Origin of the sequence: Shewanella vaxholmensis, assembly GCF_031932135.1 — a bacterium.
GTDB classification, from domain to species: Bacteria; Pseudomonadota; Gammaproteobacteria; order Enterobacterales; family Shewanellaceae; genus Shewanella; species Shewanella hafniensis.
The window spans coordinates 336,578-352,661 of the sequence record NZ_JAUOEV010000002.1; the positions used below are offsets into that span (position 1 = coordinate 336,578).

At 46.5% G+C, this 16,084-nt stretch carries 15 protein-coding genes; 5 read left to right on the top strand and 10 right to left on the bottom strand.

The features are described from left to right. Window positions 1-75: 75 nt before the first annotated feature. On the top strand, window positions 76-1,242 hold the full coding sequence (locus Q4Q46_RS03505) for a membrane dipeptidase (protein WP_261272252.1): 1,167 nt from the start codon (window positions 76-78) through the stop codon (window positions 1,240-1,242). 83 nt (window positions 1,243-1,325) lie between these two features. Further along, complete coding sequence (locus tag Q4Q46_RS03510) at window positions 1,326-2,498, top strand: AAA family ATPase (RefSeq protein WP_311905238.1); 1,173 nt, start codon at window positions 1,326-1,328, stop codon at window positions 2,496-2,498. 13 nt (window positions 2,499-2,511) lie between these two features. On the opposite strand, the gene Q4Q46_RS03515 is transcribed toward Q4Q46_RS03510, so the two are convergent. After that, window positions 2,512-2,829: a cupin domain-containing protein gene (locus tag Q4Q46_RS03515; protein ID WP_311905239.1), complete on the bottom strand. Its 318-nt coding sequence runs from the start codon at window positions 2,827-2,829 to the stop codon at window positions 2,512-2,514. 180 nt (window positions 2,830-3,009) lie between these two features. Here Q4Q46_RS03515 and Q4Q46_RS03520 point away from each other — a divergent pair, with 180 nt between their 5' ends. Beyond that, window positions 3,010-5,514, top strand: a complete 2,505-nt coding sequence (locus tag Q4Q46_RS03520) for a toxin-antitoxin system YwqK family antitoxin (RefSeq protein WP_311905240.1) — start codon at window positions 3,010-3,012, stop codon at window positions 5,512-5,514. Between the two features lie 3 nt (window positions 5,515-5,517). Here the strand turns inward: Q4Q46_RS03520 and Q4Q46_RS03525 are convergent, their stop codons facing one another. The 3 genes from Q4Q46_RS03525 to Q4Q46_RS03535 all read right to left on the bottom strand — a co-directional run bounded on the left by Q4Q46_RS03525 (window position 5,518) and on the right by Q4Q46_RS03535 (window position 8,809). Next, the gene (locus Q4Q46_RS03525) at window positions 5,518-6,285 is read right to left on the bottom strand and encodes a CPBP family intramembrane glutamic endopeptidase (protein ID WP_261272256.1); all 768 of its coding nucleotides are present in this window, start codon (window positions 6,283-6,285) and stop codon (window positions 5,518-5,520) included. 32 nt (window positions 6,286-6,317) lie between these two features. Then, window positions 6,318-6,692, bottom strand: coding sequence for a PH domain-containing protein (locus tag Q4Q46_RS03530; protein WP_006084057.1), 375 nt, complete (start codon window positions 6,690-6,692; stop codon window positions 6,318-6,320). Between the two features lie 200 nt (window positions 6,693-6,892). Then, the gene (locus Q4Q46_RS03535; RefSeq protein WP_311905241.1) at window positions 6,893-8,809 is read right to left on the bottom strand and encodes a peptidase U32 family protein; all 1,917 of its coding nucleotides are present in this window, start codon (window positions 8,807-8,809) and stop codon (window positions 6,893-6,895) included. A 216-nt stretch (window positions 8,810-9,025) separates the two neighbouring features. On the opposite strand from Q4Q46_RS03535, the gene rluA reads away from it, so the two are divergent. After that, a complete protein-coding gene (gene rluA / locus Q4Q46_RS03540; RefSeq protein WP_011845850.1) occupies window positions 9,026-9,703 on the top strand; it encodes a bifunctional tRNA pseudouridine(32) synthase/23S rRNA pseudouridine(746) synthase RluA in 678 nt (225 codons plus the stop codon). A 95-nt stretch (window positions 9,704-9,798) separates the two neighbouring features. Beyond that, on the top strand, window positions 9,799-10,260 hold the full coding sequence (gene asnC, locus Q4Q46_RS03545) for a transcriptional regulator AsnC (protein WP_006080290.1): 462 nt from the start codon (window positions 9,799-9,801) through the stop codon (window positions 10,258-10,260). Window positions 10,261-10,446: 186 nt separating this feature from the next. Here the strand turns inward: asnC and Q4Q46_RS03550 are convergent, their stop codons facing one another. The 6 genes from Q4Q46_RS03550 to Q4Q46_RS03575 all read right to left on the bottom strand — a co-directional run bounded on the left by Q4Q46_RS03550 (window position 10,447) and on the right by Q4Q46_RS03575 (window position 16,035). Beyond that, window positions 10,447-11,217, bottom strand: a complete 771-nt coding sequence (locus Q4Q46_RS03550) for an ABC transporter permease (RefSeq protein ID WP_311905242.1) — start codon at window positions 11,215-11,217, stop codon at window positions 10,447-10,449. Next, window positions 11,214-12,152, bottom strand: a complete 939-nt coding sequence (locus Q4Q46_RS03555) for an ABC transporter ATP-binding protein (RefSeq protein WP_259582240.1) — start codon at window positions 12,150-12,152, stop codon at window positions 11,214-11,216. Before Q4Q46_RS03555 ends, Q4Q46_RS03550 begins: the two co-directional genes overlap by 4 nt. Before the next feature lie 206 nt (window positions 12,153-12,358). After that, on the bottom strand, window positions 12,359-12,889 hold the full coding sequence (gene hpt / locus Q4Q46_RS03560; RefSeq protein ID WP_011845844.1) for a hypoxanthine phosphoribosyltransferase: 531 nt from the start codon (window positions 12,887-12,889) through the stop codon (window positions 12,359-12,361). Between the two features lie 7 nt (window positions 12,890-12,896). Further along, window positions 12,897-13,556: a flavin prenyltransferase UbiX gene (locus tag Q4Q46_RS03565; RefSeq protein WP_006080284.1), complete on the bottom strand. Its 660-nt coding sequence runs from the start codon at window positions 13,554-13,556 to the stop codon at window positions 12,897-12,899. A gap of 1 nt (window position 13,557) precedes the next feature. Further along, the gene (mpl, locus tag Q4Q46_RS03570; protein WP_311905243.1) at window positions 13,558-14,949 is read right to left on the bottom strand and encodes a UDP-N-acetylmuramate:L-alanyl-gamma-D-glutamyl-meso-diaminopimelate ligase; all 1,392 of its coding nucleotides are present in this window, start codon (window positions 14,947-14,949) and stop codon (window positions 13,558-13,560) included. Window positions 14,950-15,396: 447 nt separating this feature from the next. Beyond that, complete coding sequence (locus Q4Q46_RS03575; RefSeq protein WP_107949065.1) at window positions 15,397-16,035, bottom strand: hypothetical protein; 639 nt, start codon at window positions 16,033-16,035, stop codon at window positions 15,397-15,399. Window positions 16,036-16,084: the final 49 nt, after the last annotated feature.

Genomic DNA, 16,084 nt, shown 5'->3' on the forward strand with positions numbered 1-16,084 from the left:
GGGATTTAATCAAAGACTTCTACGCCCTAAAAAGGTATAAAGAAGTTACATTTGCGTTATTGATAGGAATCGAGCATGCCCATCAAGGCAGTCAATCACTACCGTCGTACACTCCTTAAAGGTCTTGGCGCAGCAACCCTGTTAAGCCCACTCGCCAGTTTACCTAGCTTTGCCGCCGCACAGAGGCGGATATATGTCGATGGTTTATCCTTCCTACCCGATGACTTAAGTGATGTAACCGCCGCTAAACTCGATGCCTATCTTTGCGATATTTCGGCGATTGAGACTATAGAACAAGCCGATGGCACTCAAAACTACAAACGCACCTATAAAGCCTGTATGGAAAGTATCAAGCAGGCTGCAAAACGGGTAAGCGAACATCCTGACATTTTGTTGCAAGGCCTGAGTGGACGAGATATTCAACGTGCCCGCGACAGCCAGCGCACTGCGGTGTTTTTTCAAATCCAAGGCGCAGATTGTGTCGAAGCAGACAGTGAAGCTAACCAGTGGGCACGGGTGGATGAGTTTCATCAACAAGGGCTGCGCGTATTGCAGCTCACCCACCACTATGGCAACACCTTCGCTGGTGGTGCGTTAGACAATGATGCCAATGGCGGACTCAATCGGCCGCTCACCGCCAACGGACGCGAACTTATCGCCAAACTCAATCACGCCAATATCTTGGTCGATGTGAGTCACTCCAGCGCTCAAACCGCTTTAGATGTCGCAAAAATCACGAAATCTCCCATAGTGCAGAGTCACGGCGCGGCGCGCGGCATAGTAAACCATGCCCGTTGTTCCCCTGATGAAGTGATCCGCGCCATCGGCGATAGCGGCGGCGTATTCGGCGTATTTATGATGAGCTTCTGGCTCACTAATAATGCTGTGCCTACGATCGATGACTATATTCGCCAGTTGGAATACGTATCGCGCGTCGGCGGTGTAGATAGCGTGGCAATCGCCAACGACTTCCCACTGCGCGGCCAAGAAAACTTGCTCGCTCTTAATAATGACAACGCCCAAGGCATTAAAGAATATCAAGAATGGTGGTACAGCTTAAGGGCGAAAGGCGTGCTAGGTTTCGATGCAGAGCCAAGGCATGTCGTGATCCCTGAGCTAAATCATATCGATCGCATGAGCCGTATCGATGATGCCTTAGCCAAGGCGCGCTTTAAAGCTACCGATCGCGACCGTTTCATGGGTGGTAACTGGCAACGCGTGCTCAATAAAGTACTAGTGTAAACGCCATTGTTTTATCGCTCTGTTTAATTTACGTTGTCGATAATTTTACTGGCTTATCTGCCCGCTTCAGTCTTGGATATTCTATGCTGACCACAATCGCCATTTTCAATTATCGCTCTCTGCGTGAAATCGTCTTGCCCCTAGGGCAACTCAATTTGATCACTGGGGCGAATGGCAGTGGTAAATCTAATCTATACAAGGCGCTACGTTTACTCGCACAAACGGCACAAGGTGGCGTTGTCAATGCTTTAGCCCAAGAAGGCGGGCTCGACTCCAGCTTTTGGGCGGGGCCAGAAAACCTCACCAAAGGCATGTTAGCGGGCGACACCGCCATTGAAGCCACCGTCAGGCAAGCGCCGAAACGCTTAAAACTCGGCTTTGCCGGTGAGGACTTTAGCTATCTTATTGAACTCGGTTTGCCTAAACCCGACGTCACAACGCTATTTGGCTTAGATCCACAAATCAAGCGCGAAGCCATTTGGAACGGGCCTAAATATCGCCCCTCTACTGTGTTAGTCGAGCGCCGTGGTCCTATGGTGAAAAGCCGCAGCACTGATGGGCAAGGCTGGATAACCTTAGGCGCCCACCTGCAAACTGGCGACAGTATTTTTACCGAACTTGCCGATCCAGAGCGCAACCCTGAAGTGATCAAGCTTCGTGACAGTATCCGCGCATGGCGCTTTTACGATCACTTCAGAACCGATACCGAAGCCCCCGCAAGGCGACCACAATTAGGTACGACCACACCAGTATTGCACCACGATGGCCGTGATTTAGCCTCGGCAATCCAAACAATTTTTGAGATAGGTGACAAAGCCGCATTTGATCATGCGGTCAGTGATGCCTTTCCCGGTGCTAAAGTACGAATCGAGCCGCAAGCGGGCGGCATTTTAGTGCTCGCGTTTCATCAACATGGTTTATTAAGGCCACTCAATGCCAGTGAATTGTCGGATGGCACCTTGCGTTATTTGCTGTTAATCGCCGCCCTACTGACCCCAAGACCGCCAGAACTTATGGTGTTAAACGAGCCAGAAACCAGTCTGCATCCGGATTTATTGCCCGCACTTGCCCGCTTAATCGCTAAGGTGTCTAAGGATTGCCAGCTATGGGTGGTGTCCCACGCCAACAGGCTTATCAATGCTTTAAGTCAATTTGAACACTGCAATACCTTGGCCCTAGACAAAACCTTAGGTCAAACGCAGATCCAAGGCCAAGACTTACTCAATACGCCCAGTTGGCTATGGCAGAATCGTTAACCTATAGCCTTAATCAATCGTAAAATACCGCGAGCCATAGGGTTTCTGAACTTATAGAAGTCGAAGCGACTCGATGTTTTTGATGGGGCGGAATCGTTAAGTAATCTCCAGGGGTTAGCGTAACGGGTTCACCTTGTTCAAATTCAAACGTCGCGTCGCCTTTAAGTAACATCACCCATTCATGCTGAGTTTGATCGTACCATTGACCGTCAGGCGTAGCTTGCCCATTAGAGACGATGCGTTCTATGGTCACAGAGTCATTACCCGCCAGTTTTTCAAACACTTCCGCCGATAAATCTGTGGGTAATTTTACAAAAAAGTTATCAAGCATTTTGTGTTTATTCCTCTGCTTTTATTCGCTCTATCTGCTGATTAAACAGTATTTTTAACAATCAAACATTGAGAAACGAAACCATTAACCGCTATGATGTGCGCACTGAAATACTCAAGGTCCATGAGTATCCCTCAGATAAGCTTATTGTTTTACATATGGATATGGAGATTTCCCCTGATGTCGTTGTTTCGCGCACTCAAAGCCAAGTTATTCCCCTCAAGCCAAACTAGCCGCGATCCAAAAGACATTCAGCTTCAAACTGAATCACCTGTAGCCTGCCAAGAACAAGCGCTAACTCAGGCGCCGTCAGTCGCTGTACCGCAATTCCAGCGTCACTTCAGCTTAAAAATTTATGCGACAAAGGCAGACGCGAGCGCTTGTGAAGAAAATGCCGACCACAACTTAACTCTCTATCACTACGATGCGCCCCAAGCAATAGAACTCTTAGGCTGGGAAAATGCTAATGAATGCTGCGAATTTCATCATACCGAATTTGACCGCCTTGAAATGGGCAATCAACTCCCGTTTCCAGAGCAACATTTTTGGCTCGGCACAGAAAAAGTCTGCAGTATCACAGCTAAAAAGAACCACCAGGAAACCACATTATGGCAGGTTGAACTTAACAATCGAGATGCTCTGTTAATAAGCCACTTTACGCTCGATGCAGACTATAAAGTACAAGGCGACATTCAAGATTACGCCAGCTTAACTGGCCAACTACATCGCACTTATCATCAACTCGATTCTGAAGACGGCGCGGGTATGCTCAGAATTGTCACCCAAACGCCCAATCTCACAGAAGCCGTTGACTCAAACTACTTTGGTGAACGTCATGGCGTTTCCCGCCAGTTCGACGCTCTGGGGACCTTGTTATTTGAAGGTAACTTTATTAATGATCAACAACTTGGACAGCAAGCTTGGTATGATCATGAGGGCAACATAACCCAGAGTGAAGAACGCAGTACGAGCGGCATATTAGTCAAACGCTATTACAGTAATGGGCAAGTCAGAGAGGATGCTGAACTTGATCGTGATGGCAACTACGTCAATACCTTGAGTCGCTATTATGAGTCAGGCAAACGCTGGCTGACTCGACCTATGCTGGCGAATAAAATCCACGGCATTGAATATATGTACTATGAATGTGGCGCCCTTCAGGCCGAACTGAGTCACGAGCATGGCAACTTAGTTAAAGAGGTATGGTTTCATCCTAATGGTCAGCTCAAACAAAAAATACTCGTCAATGACGCGGGCAAGAGCTTTGAAACCTTTTTTGAAAATGGTCAATTGTCATGGCGTGAGCAATTTAATCCGCAGGGGCTTATCTATGGTATTCGCCAAGAATGGCACCCTAATGGACAGCTCGCATTACAACTTAACTTCGACAACGGTCTCGCACAGGGAAATCGTGAAAAATGGTACGCCAATGGCCAGCTTGAGGCAAAAATCCCATTTGAACAGGGTAAAGAGCAAGGCATGGCCTACTGGTATCATGACAATGGCCAACTGTCTCTCGAAATGTACCTAGAGAAAGGACTCAGGGAAGGCCTGTTTAAAAGCTATTACAAAAGTGGCGTGCTCTCGGCTGAAGGCCAATATAAAAATAACCTCTCGGTAGCCCCCTTTATCGAATATTACGAAAACCAGCAAGTTCAAATGTATTTACCGCACACCCAAGGCAACCGTGATGGCACTGCCCGCTGGTTTTACCAAGATGGCACGATACGCACTATCTCTGAGTATGAAGTGCGCGACGGCCAAGGCTACCTCAGAGAATCCAGTTTTTATAACAAAAAAGGGGTCCTCGAATCCTATCAAAGTCACTCAAATACCCGCTGTGGCTATCATCTTGAGAATAATCAAAGGGAATACTATCAAGAAGGTATTGCCGATACTCGCATCGAATACTATGAAGATGGTGCCATTCGCTGGTTGCTCACACGAACTCAAGGGGATTTATTTAGCTCTAAATCTTTGTCCCCTCAAGGTTTAATTCTAGAAACTGGCACAATTCAAATTATCGATGGCCGTTACCTCGATGTCGGCCATTGGCAACGGTTTACGCCCCAAGGACAAGTGTATCGCGAAGTCTGGCTAGATGAAGAAGGCCAGCTTATAGAAAGCCGTCACTACTTTGATTTTAATCAGTATCTATCGACTCAAGAAGATGACGAAGCAGAATGGGAAGACGCAGAGCCCCGTCATTATGGCTATGATGACTGTGATATCAGTGACTATGATGAAAGCGAAGACGAGGCTGATGACTTTGATTATGATCGTGCTGATTGGGAAAATGACGGGCTAAACCAGCGTTCAGACAACAGTAAACACAGTGCTAGCCATAGCAGCAGTAGCGCATATTTGTCCCGCCACAAGTATCACAGACCCGATATCGCAACGAAAAAAGCACAAGCCACAGCGGATGTCGACGCTAAAGAGCCGATATTGTCTTATCACTTAAAATTTGACAACGAAAGCAAGCTCTATGCAATGAAGCGCTATCATCCCAATAGCCACATTGCCGAAGAAGGTAATTTACAGATCCAAGGAGAAGAACAATTCTGGGTCGGTATCCATAATCAATACGATGAGCAAGGTAAGCTCAAGCTCTCCGAAACCTACACTATGGCAGGAGAGCCGATAGAGCACACCACCAGCACGAATGCGATATTGTTGAACTAGGTGCTATAGCGGAACAAGCAGTGCACAAATAATCATGGTCACATGTGCGAGCATATGCGCTCCCATTGCACACTCTAAACCATACTTCCAATATAGGTAACCAGCAATAAATCCAAAGCCTGCATTACCTAAAATAATGTACAGAACTAAGGGTATAGTGGCTTCAGAAGTTAAAGCAAAAGCGACAGGAAGATGCCCAACACCAAATATAATTCCAGAAAGAATAATAGCTAAAACATAATTATGCACCTTAATGTCAGCCCCCTTTCTTTGGGTAAGGCGATAACTACACCATACAAGAAATGACATCAATCCCCAGCGGATCAGGAGCTCTTCTGTAATGCCGCCGTACAATACTTTTGTATACCAAGGAGGTGCTAATTTTGCTCCTGCTTGAATAAAATCTGCAGGAAGATAACCCGATAGCATCCCCAGAAAAACAAGGATAAAGACCCCTCCGAGAACACCACCCACTAAAGCAGGAATAAGCTGAGGCCTTAATGCTGTGTAAATACTATTTGAATGAACCATAGCCGAAATCACAGGAGCGGTTAATCCCACTTTTTTAGCAAAAATAGAACCCATAAAAACCATCAAAAGTAACATCAGCGACGACTGCGCTACCGAAATAATTTGCAGCAAAAATAAGGGCATGGGTAATTCCCCTTGCTGCATAGCTAAAATTTGTGAAACAAAAGGGATAACCGACATTATCCCTAAAAAGCCAACAAAGAATAACGCTAGATTTAACCTCATAACTTTTACTTCCATGTATACGATCTTCGATTTACTCTGCTAAAAAACTAAAGTGCAAAAGTGGCGATAGTCTTTTGAATACCGACGACATCCGTGCCACGTTTGAGTTCTTTGACTAAAGGCTCACTCTGGCCTGAGATCCAGATTTTGAGCTCGGCATCCATATCAAAATGGCCTGTGGTTTCCACCTCAAAATGGGTAATGGATTTATACGGTATGGAATGGTAAGTAACCTTCTTGCCAGTAAGCCCCTGCTTATCAATTAAGATCAGACGTTTATTGGTGAAAATAAATAAATCGCGGATCACTTTGTAGGCGAGTTTTAATTCTTCTTGAATGCCCATGATGGGCCTTAATTCCTCGGCTAATTCCTGTAAATCAACCTCAGAAGCATTACCGAGTAAACCGTCTAACAATCCCATTTTAACATCCCTTATTATTGATATTATTTTCAATAAGATATCCGCTGATCGTCGCATGTGCAATATCGGGCTTTGATGAAAATATGGGAGTAACTATGGTGAGAACAACATCAGTGATAGGTAGGCAGACGTAGGCGCGCTGATGCTAGCTAAATGGGTGTTAGGAGCATTGCACTGGGCAATGCTCCTAATGACAAGTGTTAAAGGTGTTTCTGGCCTCGCACTTGACGGTTTTCACCGACCACCATCATTTCGCATTTAGGACAGTCGAATACCAACTTGAGCACATCGTTACCGATTTCAAGCACCATAGGATCGGCCTTGATGCCTGGTACTTCCTTCGGACACAGATTGAAGTTAAAGCGCAGACAATGCTTAGTGATCATCAATGGCACGTCTTCGGTGACGCCGTTTTTCTCATAGGTATCCTGGATCTCAATCACGCCGTGACGTTGATAAAAATCCTTGGCCTTTTCGTTGGCTACGTTCCCTAAGTAACTCAAATGCTTGACGGGATACACTGCATCTTGATTATGTTTCCACGGCAGTGGACGCACATAACCTTGTATACGGGCAGCCTCTAAGGCGGCCACGCCATCACGACGCAGGCCATTGAGCACAGACGCTGGCAAGAACCAGGCTTGCGCCGTATCGATACTGATACTGCGGGCAACAAAGTCGGTACTACCGAGCTTACCCAGCTGAGTGCGGGTATTTTGCAAGGTCTTGTCGACATCTGTCGCAGGTGTCTTCTCGACCACTAAATTCACTGTGGCGCTTAGGCCATAGATATCGGTCAAGGTCAGCGCTAGTCCATCTTGAGTGTCGCTCAAACGTAAATCGACACCGATAATCCGCTTAGAAGATTCTTTCGATAACAGTGCTTCGAAGGCTTGGTTATGGTTACGATATAAAGTCATGCCGACTTTTAAATCCCGTGGCACCTGTAATATATGCAGTTTTAAGCCTTCGGCACGGTTAACCCGCAGGCCTTGCAGCTTGTCATCCGATTGTTTTGCCATGGCAAAATTCGCAGGGAAAAAAGCTAAGCCATCACCGTTATTAAACTCGTGGGTTGAGCTCACTTGGATAAAGTCTTTGCCTATGCTGACCACTTTGCCGACTTCTTCACCTATGTATTTTGGCGAACGGAAATCTTTAATGCCTTGGCTACGTTCGTTAACAAAGTAATCTGTGCTGCCACGGTTAAAGGTCTTTTCAGGATCTGGGATGAAGGAATGTTCACAGCGGCCGTGGGACGAAGCCTTAAACTCAGGGCGACGCGCCATAATCGCATCTAGCTTTTGGCGATAATGCGCGGTGACGTTTTTAACGTAGCTTAAATCTTTTAAGCGACCTTCAATCTTAAACGAGCGAATGCCCGCATCGATGAGCGCTTCAAGGTTTTCGGTTTGGTTATTGTCTTTTAAAGACAATAAATGTTCATTCTGCGCTAACACATCGCCTTGACGGGTTTTAAGATTGCCAGGCAGGCGGCACATTTGCGAGCATTCACCGCGGTTAGCACTGCGGTTACTAAAGGAATGACTCAAGTTACACAAACCACTGTAAGCCACACACAGAGCGCCGTGGATAAAGAATTCAAGCTGCATATTCGTATGCGCGGCCACATCACGAATTTGGCTCAAGCCTAATTCACGGGCGAGCACTACCTGAGAAAAACCAACTTGCTCTAAGAACGCCACTTTTTCAGGGCTGCGGTTATCCATTTGGGTACTGGCATGCAGGGCAATCGGCGGCAAATTAAGTTGCAATACGCCCATATCCTGCACAATCAGCGCATCGGCACCAGCTTCGTACAGTTGCCAAATGAGTTTTTCGGCGTCGGCCAGTTCGTTATCCATCAAAATAGTATTGAGGGCGACGAATACCTGAGCATGATATTGATGAGCATAAGTACACAGGCGCGCGATATCTTCAACACTGTTACCTGCCGTCGCCCGTGCACCGAATGCGGGCCCCCCTATGTATACAGCATCGGCGCCATGGCGTATGGCTTCGATACCATAGTCAGCATTTTTTGCAGGCGCCAATAACTCAAGGCGGTTATGGACGTGAGAAAGATTCTCGGGAGTGTATATCTCTGGCTGGCTCATGGCTTCAAAGGCTCAACAGGGTCATTAACAAAAAAGAGCGTAATTATAGCAAGAACTCAAATCCAGCTCTATCAGCAAATCATCAACTAATGCGCTTTACTTCGGTGCTTGAGTTATCTCAGGAAGCTTAGTCTCACAAGCAATCTTTGGGCGTCACACTTGCACCCTCAAGCCTAGCAGAGTATCTTTGCGGCGCATTGACGAATAGGCCCCATTATGACTGATTTTATATACCAACCACCGACAACCCCTTGGCTCGATATTCTTTATCAAGATAAAGACATCATCGTCATTAACAAACCTTCAGGATTGTTGTCTGTGCCCGGTCGCGACCCAGCTCATTACGACAGTGTCTATGCCCGAGTAAAAGCTGAACATCCCCATAGCCAAATCGTCCACCGCCTCGATATGGCGACCTCAGGCGTAATCGTTGTCGCCCTTATTCGCAGCGCCGAACGTGAATTAAAACGTCAGTTCCACGATAGAGAAACCAGCAAAACCTACTTTGCAAGGGTCGCTGGACATGTCAAAAATGACACTGGCAGCGTTGATTATCCGCTGATCTGCGACTGGCCAAATCGCCCCAAACAGAAAGTCGATCATCTTGTGGGCAAACCGTCGTTGACTCACTACCAAGTAATAAGTCGCGCCAAACGCTCAACGCTGGTGAAACTCACGCCAATCACTGGCCGCTCACACCAATTACGGGTACATATGATGGCGCTCGGTCATCCGATCTTAGGCGATGGTTTTTACGCCGACCCATTAGCCAAATCCTTAGCCCCTCGCCTATTACTGCATGCGGCAGAACTCACCATCAAACATCCCTACACGGGTGTCAGTATGACTTTTAGCGCAGAAGTGCCTTTTTGTGAGCCTTTGGGCGAACAATGATCACTAAAATCAACTAAGACGGGCAAAATCGGTAGCAATTCCCCATAAAAAAACGTAACTTTATGACAATTCATTACGTTATAGAGAATTTATTTATGGATACCGCATTTCAGCGCGATCAACTCGATAATCATATCCTCGAAGCCTTAATGCAGGATGCCCGCACGCCCTTTGCTGAGCTAGCTAAACGCTTTAGCGTGAGCGCCGGCACTATCCATGTTCGGGTAGAAAAAATGAAGCAAGCGGGGATAATCACAGGCGCGCAGATCACAGTAAATCCTAAAGCCTTAGGTTATGACGTCTGCTGTTTTATCGGTATCAATCTTAAAAGTGCTGGTGATTATCCTGCCGCCATAGCCAAACTCAATGCACTCGAAGAAGTCGTCGAAGCCTATTACACCACAGGCAACTACAGTATTTTCGTAAAGGTAATGTGCCAATCCATCGATGGTTTACAGCATGTACTCATCAATCGCATTCAATCTATCGATGAAATCCAGTCAACAGAAACCTTAATCAGCCTACAAAATCCAATAGTCAGAGCGGTTAAGCCTTAAATAAAATCATCCTTAAAGCCAACAACAGAAATATATTCCAATGCTGAATTGAATCATTTTCATGGGCAACCACTAAAAATATCCTATTGCGACCTCAGCATATGCACTATTAAGTCCTCGGACATAAAAAGGAGCCTTTGGGCTCCATTCTTATCTTATACAGTTGCTCTATAAACACATTGCATACTACGAACGTAACCCAATTCCCCGTGAAACTAGATAATACGCTAAGGTCCATAGTGCGACACAGAAACCGACCATAATGGCGATTGACAATGGCACGCTGATGTCGGCGAAGCCTAAAAAGCCATAGCGAAACACGTTGATCATATAAACCACAGGGTTGAGTGCCGACACGCCTTGCCAGAAAGGGGGCAAGAGTGACAGGGAGTAAAATACCCCGCCAAGGTAAGTTAATGGGGTAAGTACAAAAGTGGGGATGATACTGATATCGTCGAAACTTTTTGCAAAAACAGCGTTAATCAAGCCACCTAAGGAGAATAGCACTGAGGTTAAAAACACTGTAATTACCACTAAACCGGCATGATGCAAGCTTATGTCGACGAAGAACATGGCCACAAGCGTCACTATTAGGCCGACACACAAACCGCGCGCCACACCGCCACCAACATAGCCAGCAATCAACACATAATGGGGCACAGGAGCCACCATCAGCTCTTCTAAATTACGCTGAAACTTAGCACTGTAGAATGAGCTCGCCACGTTCGAGTAAGAGTTAGTGATCACCGACATCATGATCAAACCTGGGGCGATAAACTCCATATAAGATACGCCGCCCATCTCTCCAATTCGGCTGCCGACTAAGTTACCAAAGATCAAGAAATACAAGGTCATGGTAATCGCAGGCGGCACTAAAGTCTGGATCCAGATCCGCGTAAAACGATTGATTTCTTTGCTTAAGATGCTTTTAAAGGCGATAAAGTAGAGCTGGTTCATGCAGAGACTCCCTGAGTTTTCTTCACGAGTTCGACGAAGAGTTCTTCTAAGCGATTAGACTTGTTACGCATAGATAGCACTTCTATATTGGCCGCACTTAATTGGCTAAAGACATCGTTGAGATTTTGCTCTTTAACCACATCCACCTCTAAGGTATGAGAGTCAGTTAAGCGACAAGTCATACCATCGAGTACTGGTGCCGTTGATGTATCGCGACGCAGATCGAGAATAAACGTCTCCATATTCAGCTTACTGAGCAGCGCCTTCATGCTAGTGCATTCCACTAAAATGCCTTTGTCGATAATGCCGATATTACGGCAAAGCATTTCAGCCTCTTCAAGGTAATGGGTGGTCAGGATGATCGTCACGCCTTGCTGATTAATTTGTTTGAGGAACTCCCACATAGAGCGGCGCAGTTCAATATCCACCCCTGCGGTGGGTTCGTCTAAAATCAAAAGCTTAGGCTCGTGCATCAAGGCGCGGGCGATCATTAACCGTCGCTTCATACCGCCGGATAATTCCCGCGACTGACTATTACGTTTTTCCCACAAATCCAGTTGGCTTAGGTATTTTTTGGCGCGCTCAAGGGCAACAGGCTTAGGCACACCATAGTAACCCGCTTGATTCACCACAATTTGCAGTACGGTTTCAAACTGGTTGAAGTTAAACTCTTGCGGCACTAGACCAATACAAAGCTTGGCGTGTTCTAGCTGCATATCGATATCATAATCAAAGACTTTGACCGAACCTGAACTCTTCTGCACTAAGGAGCTTATAATACCAATCGTGGTGGATTTACCCGCACCATTGGGGCCGAGCAAGGCAAAGAAATCCCCTTGATTGACGGTGAGGCTGATGCCTTTGACCGCTTCGACACCGCCTTTATAGGTTTTTTTAAGCCCTTCGAGTACCAGAGCATGGGTAATATTCGCCATATTTGTACCGATCCTTACACATTAGAAAGTAATAAGATGGTGCTAAAAAACACAATTACAATGATGGGTTGCAGAACTAAAGCAAAAAATTAGCTAATCGATTGAAAAACCGATCTTTAATGGTTCAATTATTTATACTATTTTTTATATAACCGTAAAAAGCAAAACTCCCGCCTGCTGCGGGAGTTTTAAACGGTATCGGACACTTAATCGAGTGGCACGACTTTCGCGATGTAAGGCAGATTGCGATATTGCTCTGCATAATCAATACCATAACCCACGATAAACTCATCAGGGATAGTGAAACCGATAAAATCGACCTTCACATCCACTTCACGACGTTCAGGTTTATCTAGCAGGGTGCACAGTGCAAGGCTCTTAGGCTCGCGCAGTAACAACATCTCGCGCACTTTGCTTAAGGTGTTACCTGAGTCAATCAAGTCTTCCACAATCAATACATCGCGACCGGCGATATCTGATTGCACATCTTTCAGCACTTTCACATCCCGTGAGCTGGTCATAGCATTGCCATAACTGGAAACCGACATAAAATCGATTTCAACATGGCCTTTAATTCGGCGACACAGGTCAGCCATAAAGACCACTGAGCCTTTTAACAAGCCTACCATCAGCAGACGTTCGCTGTGGGCATAATGGGCATTGATTAGCTCGGCCATTTGATCCAATTTCTGGCTTATCTCTTCTGCAGAGATCATCACTTCGGTGGTGTGTTTCATATAAGTCTCAATTGTCGAGGTCGCGGTTAGACTGTTTGTCATAACCCCAGCGACTCGTTAATGCATGGTCAACGCCCAAATGATCGAGAATTCGAGCGACCATGAAGTCTACCAGATCTTCAACCGATTTGGGATTGTGATAAAAGCCGGGCGCGGCGGGCATAATGGTCGCGCCGAGGCGAGAAAGGCTCAACATATGCTCTAAGTGTATGGCACTAAAAGGAGTTTCCCTCGGCACAAGAATAAGTTGACCGCGCTCTTTAATCACCACATCGGCGGCGCGTTCAAGTAAATTATTACTCATTCCTGTGGCCACTGCCGCTAACGTCCCCGTCGAGCAAGGGCAAATCACCATTTGCTTAGGTGCGGCGCTGCCCGATGCGGGCGGTGAAAACCACTCATCTTTGCCTAATACCACTAACTCGCCAGTAATAATTACGCCTTTTTCGTGCAATAAAGCCAACAGTTGAGCATGGGCTTTGTCGCTGTTAGCGCTTAACTGCAAGCCGTGTTCAGTCGCTAATACTACCCGAGCGGCACTGGAGATCATCAAAAACACTTGATAACCCGATACCAATAGACACTCGAGTAACTTAAGCCCATAGGGTGCACCCGAGGCACCTGTCCAAGCTAAGCTAATCGCTTTTGTCGACTTTGTGTAGCTCATCTTAAACCTGCTCTGCAGTTGAACGTAGCTCTAATGCGGCCAGTAACTTCTTATGTAACCCGCCAAAGCCACCGTTACTCATCACCACTATGGTGTCACCCGCCTTGGACGTTGCCGCCACTTTGGCGACCACATCATCAATTTGATGTAACACAGTAACAGGGATCACCGCCGCTTCCATGGCTTCTTTCATATTCCAGTCGATGGTATCGGCTTGATATAAAAAGGCTTCGTCGGCTTGCATCATAGAAAAAGCTAAAGTGTCCTTATGGACACCGCTCTTCATAGTGTTTGAGCGCGGCTCGAGTACTACAGTAATCTTGCTCTGACCGACCTTAGCCCGCATGCCTTTTAAGGTGGTCGCAATCGCCGTTGGATGGTGAGCGAAATCATCATATACGCTCACGCCATTAACGGTTCCGAGTAATTCGAGTCGACGTTTAGGTGGTATAAACTTAGCTAAAGCTTCAATCGCGGCATTCGGCTTAACGCCCACATGACGCGCGGCAGCAATCGCCATCATGGCGTTTTCAATATTGTGCTGACCAATCAAATCCCATTCGAGAATGCCTTGGGACTCACCATCAAAAAACACTTCAAAGCGATGGCAATCATCACTTAAGGCTTTGCCATACCAACCGTTGGCAGATTCGGCTAAATGATAGGTTTCTTGCTCGCTCCAGCACCCCATATCAATCGTTTGCTTAACGGCATGGGAATCGGCGGGCCAAACGATCTTTCCTTCGCCAGGTACAGTGCGAACTAAATGATTAAACTGTTTTTGAATCGCGGCCAGATCGGCAAAAATATCAGCATGATCAAACTCAAGATTGTTGATCACTAAGGTACGCGGATGGTAGTGCACGAATTTCGAACGTTTATCGAAGAAGGCACTGTCGTATTCATCGGCCTCAACCACAAAAAAAGCCGTCTTGCCTAAACGCGCCGACACACCAAAGTTTTGCGGTACGCCACCGATTAAAAATCCAGGCTCATAACCGCAATCATCTAAAATCCAAGCTAACATGCTAGAAGTCGAGGTTTTACCGTGAGTGCCAGACACAGCCAGCACCCAACGCTCAGGCAAAATATGATCGGCTAAAAACTGCGGGCCAGAGGTATAAGGGATGCCAATGTTCAACACGGCTTCCACACAAGGATTACCACGGCTCATGGCATTACCAATGACAACTAAGTCAGGATAATGCCCTGCTTCACCCAGCTGGCTGGGATCAAAACCTTGAATAAGCTCAATGCCTTGGTCCTCTAGTTGCGTGCTCATTGGAGGATAGACATTGGCATCCGAGCCCGTCACTCTGTGCCCTTTTGCCCTAGCCAATAACGCTAGACCACCCATGAAGGTTCCACAAATTCCTAAAATATGTACGTGCATACCGCTCGCTCTGATGTTTTGAATTCAATGCCATTCTAATCCATCGGGCGACAGATTGGCAGGTAACAATCGGGGAAAAGCACTGCAATCGCAAATGACAGTTTTTAAATCCGTGGATTTCACATTCGAGTTGCAGAACTGAGATTTTTAGATAACAGGAAAACTAACACAAGGCCGAAAACTGTTGCAATGCAGGGTACTATACCCAAACAACCTGAAGATGCAGGATTCAGCGGGAGTTTAACGCACTTTAGGCAAGGCGGTTATTTGCAGACCTAGCGGGCTAAGTTAAAAATAACCAACGCAGCATAAAGTGCGTTAAAACCCGCCGGGACGGAGCGCCTAGGGTGCTTCACTTCCGTGTTGCATCAATTCAAAAGGTGGCCGACATTCTGTCATTGATGCGCCTTGAATTGAAGCAGCCTAGGCGCTCTGAAACTCGTATCTTCAGGTTGCTTGGGTATAGCGTAAGTCTCGATAGAGTTGAGCATGCTGAGAGCGGTGACGACTAAATAAGAATTGACGTAACGCTTCACGTTCTTCGGTTTCGGCCTGAAACTTAACAAAGGCCAAACCTTTCTCACTACGGATAGGCTCAATATCGATACGTAAAGTCTCGCCATTAGGCAATTGTAATTGCAGCTCTTTACTGCCTAGCAATTGCTTAAATTGCTGCTGTGATTTAGCGCGAATAGCCATACCAGAACTGGATAACGAGACAACAGACCATTGCTCACCTTGGTCGTGGTCGAATATCCACACGTCATCGGCTTGGGTTAACCGCCAACTGCGTTCCACTCCCGAGGCATCGAGCACTTCAGGCACACCTAAAGTAGGTTGAAACTGTCCAAAGTCATCCACTTTCATCAGTAGCGGAAACCAGAGTTTATAGGGCCCGACTTCGGCCAATAACGTGAGTTTTGCCTTACCCAAAATCGAAGCGATAACTTGCGGCACTTCAGTTGTGACTGTGAGTACATGATTGACTAGGGGATCGTTGGTCAAGGCAGTGCCCACACGAGTCGGCGAAAAAAGTTCACTAAAACAAGCAAGCTCCTCCGCGGATAATCGAGGTTCATCCATCATGATACGTCCTCCCAAGTTAAATTCCTTATCCCAAAAAGTACCACCAAAG

What these genes read in the sequence shown, in the direction of transcription:
- Q4Q46_RS03505 (WP_261272252.1), top strand. Translation starts at nt 76, where the DNA reads ATGCCCATCAAGGCAGTCAATCACTACCGTCGTACACTCCTTAAAGGT.
- Q4Q46_RS03510 (WP_311905238.1), top strand. Translation starts at nt 1,326, where the DNA reads ATGCTGACCACAATCGCCATTTTCAATTATCGCTCTCTGCGTGAAATC.
- Q4Q46_RS03515 (WP_311905239.1), bottom strand. Translation starts at nt 2,829, where the DNA reads ATGCTTGATAACTTTTTTGTAAAATTACCCACAGATTTATCGGCGGAA.
- Q4Q46_RS03520 (WP_311905240.1), top strand. Translation starts at nt 3,010, where the DNA reads ATGTCGTTGTTTCGCGCACTCAAAGCCAAGTTATTCCCCTCAAGCCAA.
- Q4Q46_RS03525 (WP_261272256.1), bottom strand. Translation starts at nt 6,285, where the DNA reads ATGGAAGTAAAAGTTATGAGGTTAAATCTAGCGTTATTCTTTGTTGGC.
- Q4Q46_RS03530 (WP_006084057.1), bottom strand. Translation starts at nt 6,692, where the DNA reads ATGGGATTGTTAGACGGTTTACTCGGTAATGCTTCTGAGGTTGATTTA.
- Q4Q46_RS03535 (WP_311905241.1), bottom strand. Translation starts at nt 8,809, where the DNA reads ATGAGCCAGCCAGAGATATACACTCCCGAGAATCTTTCTCACGTCCAT.
- rluA (WP_011845850.1), top strand. Translation starts at nt 9,026, where the DNA reads ATGACTGATTTTATATACCAACCACCGACAACCCCTTGGCTCGATATT.
- asnC (WP_006080290.1), top strand. Translation starts at nt 9,799, where the DNA reads ATGGATACCGCATTTCAGCGCGATCAACTCGATAATCATATCCTCGAA.
- Q4Q46_RS03550 (WP_311905242.1), bottom strand. Translation starts at nt 11,217, where the DNA reads ATGAACCAGCTCTACTTTATCGCCTTTAAAAGCATCTTAAGCAAAGAA.
- Q4Q46_RS03555 (WP_259582240.1), bottom strand. Translation starts at nt 12,152, where the DNA reads ATGGCGAATATTACCCATGCTCTGGTACTCGAAGGGCTTAAAAAAACC.
- hpt (WP_011845844.1), bottom strand. Translation starts at nt 12,889, where the DNA reads ATGAAACACACCACCGAAGTGATGATCTCTGCAGAAGAGATAAGCCAG.
- Q4Q46_RS03565 (WP_006080284.1), bottom strand. Translation starts at nt 13,556, where the DNA reads ATGAGCTACACAAAGTCGACAAAAGCGATTAGCTTAGCTTGGACAGGT.
- mpl (WP_311905243.1), bottom strand. Translation starts at nt 14,949, where the DNA reads ATGCACGTACATATTTTAGGAATTTGTGGAACCTTCATGGGTGGTCTA.
- Q4Q46_RS03575 (WP_107949065.1), bottom strand. Translation starts at nt 16,035, where the DNA reads ATGATGGATGAACCTCGATTATCCGCGGAGGAGCTTGCTTGTTTTAGT.